This window comes from Ferdinandcohnia sp. SAFN-114 (genome assembly GCF_059415045.1).
Genome location: NZ_JBPFDQ010000172.1, coordinates 1 through 3,203, shown reverse-complemented (window position 1 = coordinate 3,203; position 3,203 = coordinate 1). Strand labels below are relative to the sequence as shown.

Below are 3,203 nucleotides of genomic sequence, written 5' to 3'. Positions count from 1 at the left end.
TGTCACAATACTTATCTCAAGTATTGCCATTTTGGAGGTGTTTTATATTGTCTCACTATTTTAGGTTAGTCCATAACTACCCTGAACCTCGAGTGCTTTTTTCAGCATTTTCTTCTTCTTTTCCTCGTATTCATCCCGGAACGGGGTGGCCTCGTCCTTCGAATAGCCGCCTGCCTCAAGCTCGGCCTCAAGCTCTGAATAAATCTTCTCGAAAGCCACATCCGTATCTTTTTCCAGCGTCTTGAACTCATTATAATAACTGCTCATGACCTGCAATACGGCAATTCCATCAGCGGATTCCTCAACAAAGTCTGCCTTGGCCTGAGCTAACAATTCCTTCGCTTTCTTTTTTGTTTCCTTCTCCAGACTCTCAAATTCAACCGTATATTTGTCTTTTATTACCGCCAAAGGGTCAGTCGTCGCCGCTGTTTCAACCGCAGGTTCCGGTTCAGCAGCAGGGACCTTTTTCCTATCCAAATGAAGCTCGCGATGCGGCAATTTTGTCACTTGGACTTGGACCGATTCCTTTTCCTGAATCACAGCCCAAAACACGCCAAGTTCCACAATGATTGCGAGAATTAGCAACCTCTTAATCATGTTCTCACCTCACCATACATTGTTGCCCATTGCCACACAATCCTAATCATGTATTATCCTCAAAAAATGAGCCAAAAACTCAAACAAGCGCTTGTTTGCATTCAATTAAACGTTTGTTTGAACTAGCAATCTTGCAATCTGGCTAGCGTAAAATTCAATCAATCGTTTGTGTGAACCCAAAAATCGTATTTCAATCAAATGTTTGTTTGGGAAAAATACCTCTGAAATTACTATTCTAAAATAATAATTTCTCGTAACTTTTTAACGGCCTGCTTCCCCCAGGATTTAACCGATTCCACAGTAACCCCGTGCTCAATTGCGATTTCTTTATAACTTTTATCCTCAATAATCCGGCCTTGAACCCATTTCACCTGATTTTTCGTCAATTTTTCACCATACATCTCGATCAAATCCTCTTGAAAGCCCTCCGAACGATCCGCGAGTTTCATAAAAATCTGTTCCCCTGATAGCTGGTAGTGTTCCTGATATCGAACCTCCTTTTTTAAATAATCCAGGAGCTTCCCTCGAATGGTTGAAAAGGCAAATGTCGAAAATTCAACACCTTTCCCAGGGTTAAAGCGGGTCGATGCTTCCCAAAGTCCAATCAAGCCAATCTGAAAAAATGACTCTCTGTCTCCGTACAAGCGCAAGCTTTTGATCACTTGAAAAATTAATGGTTTATATTGTTCTGCAAGTTCCTCAAATTCCATGTAAAATGGTCCTTTTAAAAAACGCGTTCCTCAGTTATTCCGCCGGTAACACCAATTTACTAGGTTATAAGGAGGGGAGTCCAAATGGTAAACTTCACGTACGAGGGGGTAGGGAGGGTGTCGTATGTAACGTATGGTATAGTGATACTTCACGCTTGAGTAAATTGAAAAAAGAAAAGCTTAAAAAAATTGCAAAAAATATTAAAAAAAGTGACCAAGTTCACAGATGTTTTGTCGAATTGTCGATTATTATAAAAACAGAAATACTACTTAAGACCTACATCCGCTTTGCTGAAACGCAGCGAACCTACTTCTAAAAAGTCCACATATCATAATCCCAGCGTTTCATTTTGAATACATAGCTCTCATATTTTTATATTTCTCCCTCTGATTAGAACAGCCAGAATTCGACAAACTTAAATGCAACCATGAATCGACAGAAACGCAACCACGATTCGGCATAAGACAACTGAATGAGTCTAAGCTTAGGTGTGCAGAAATGTACACCTCCTTCTAAAAGTATATTAGTCAGAATATTCATTACAATGTGGTTGATATCATGGTAAACTAGTGTAAAAGGAGGTATTGTCATGGAACCAATTTTTATTATTGATGGAGCCCGTACGGCATTCACTAGTTTTGGAGGATCGTTTGCAGGAACAGGAGCAACTGAGTTAGGTCGCGTGACGGCAGTTGAGGCTATGAAGCGGTCAAAGGTCGACCCGGCGCAAATTGATCATGTGATTTACGGAAACGTGATTCATACGGAAAAAAATGCATCCTACCTGGCACGGTATATTGCACTACATAGTGGAGTTCCTCAGGAAGTACCCGCGTTTATGGTCAACCGCCTTTGTGGATCTGGTCTGCAATCAGTGGTTTCGGCCGCTCATCATATTTTAGTAGATGATGCCAATATCGTGCTGGCAGGGGGAACTGAGAACATGTCCCAATCCCCTTATGCAAATTTTAAGCAACGATTTGGCGGGTCAAAAATGGGTAATCTTCAGTTTGAAGACATGCTGCTAACAACCCTTACTGACCAATACACAGGAAAAGGTATGGGCATGACAGCTGAAAAACTAGCCAATCAGTATTCTATTTCCCGTGAAGAACAAGACAATTTTGCGGTCGAATCAAACCAAAGAGCATCTAGGGCAGCAGAGAACGGAACCTTTGCAGAAGAAATTGTTACGGTTGAGGTGAAAACAAGAAAAGGTAGTATTTTTATAGATAAAGATGAACACATCAAACCAACAGCGAATTTGGAGTCGATGAGCAAACTTCGCCCATCGTTTATATCAGATGGAACAGTTACCGCCGCAAATGCATCCGGCATCAATGATGGTGCTGCATCGGTGGTTGTTGCGGGTGAAAAGGCCGTTCGTGAAAATGGGCTGAAACCTCTTGCGAAAGTCGTTTCGTGGGGAGTAGCTGGGGTCGACCCAACCATCATGGGAATTGGACCAGTACCGGCCATTCAAAAAGCTCTTGCAAAAGCGGGACTCAGTTTAGCTGATATGGATTTGGTCGAAGTGAACGAAGCATTTGCCGCCCAATACCTCTCAGTCGAAAAAGAACTCGGACTAGATAGAGAGAAAACGAATGTTAACGGAGGTGCCGTCGCACTTGGACACCCAGTCGGCGCAAGCGGCACTCGAATCCTGCTCTCAGCAGCATATGAACTAAGACGACGTGGCCAAAGATATGCAATAGTTAGCCTCTGTATCGGCGGAGGCCAGGGAATCGCCATGATCATCGAAAATACTAACTAGTCAGATACTAATGGCCTTCAGAAAATAATCTGAAGGCTTTTTTCAATGGGACGGAGGGACAGGTCCCTGATATGAACGAAACTGTCAAGTTCCCCTCGAATCCCTAATTATAATTGCCGTT

The 3,203-nt window shown here is 42.5% G+C and carries 3 protein-coding genes; 1 reads left to right on the top strand and 2 read right to left on the bottom strand.

Translation table 11 applies throughout. The features are described 5' to 3' along the window. Positions 1-60 precede the first annotated feature (60 nt). Together ACR65M_RS26675 and ACR65M_RS26670 are read right to left on the bottom strand one after the other, a co-directional pair. Positions 61-597 (bottom strand): hypothetical protein, encoded by a 537-nt coding sequence (locus ACR65M_RS26675; protein WP_440274913.1) that lies wholly within the window; start codon positions 595-597, stop codon positions 61-63. A gap of 230 nt (positions 598-827) precedes the next feature. Then, positions 828-1,307 (bottom strand): sigma-70 family RNA polymerase sigma factor, encoded by a 480-nt coding sequence (locus ACR65M_RS26670; protein ID WP_440274912.1) that lies wholly within the window; start codon positions 1,305-1,307, stop codon positions 828-830. A 590-nt stretch (positions 1,308-1,897) separates the two neighbouring features. Here ACR65M_RS26670 and ACR65M_RS26665 point away from each other — a divergent pair. After that, on the top strand, positions 1,898-3,082 hold the full coding sequence (locus tag ACR65M_RS26665) for an acetyl-CoA C-acetyltransferase (RefSeq protein ID WP_440274911.1): 1,185 nt from the start codon (positions 1,898-1,900) through the stop codon (positions 3,080-3,082). Positions 3,083-3,203: the final 121 nt, after the last annotated feature.

Bases quoted from the DNA above. Each gene is read 5' to 3' on its own strand.
- ACR65M_RS26670 (WP_440274912.1), bottom strand. From the start codon at position 1,307: ATGGAATTTGAGGAACTTGCAGAACAATATAAACCATTAATTTTTCAA.
- ACR65M_RS26665 (WP_440274911.1), top strand. From the start codon at position 1,898: ATGGAACCAATTTTTATTATTGATGGAGCCCGTACGGCATTCACTAGT.
- ACR65M_RS26675 (WP_440274913.1), bottom strand. From the start codon at position 597: ATGATTAAGAGGTTGCTAATTCTCGCAATCATTGTGGAACTTGGCGTG.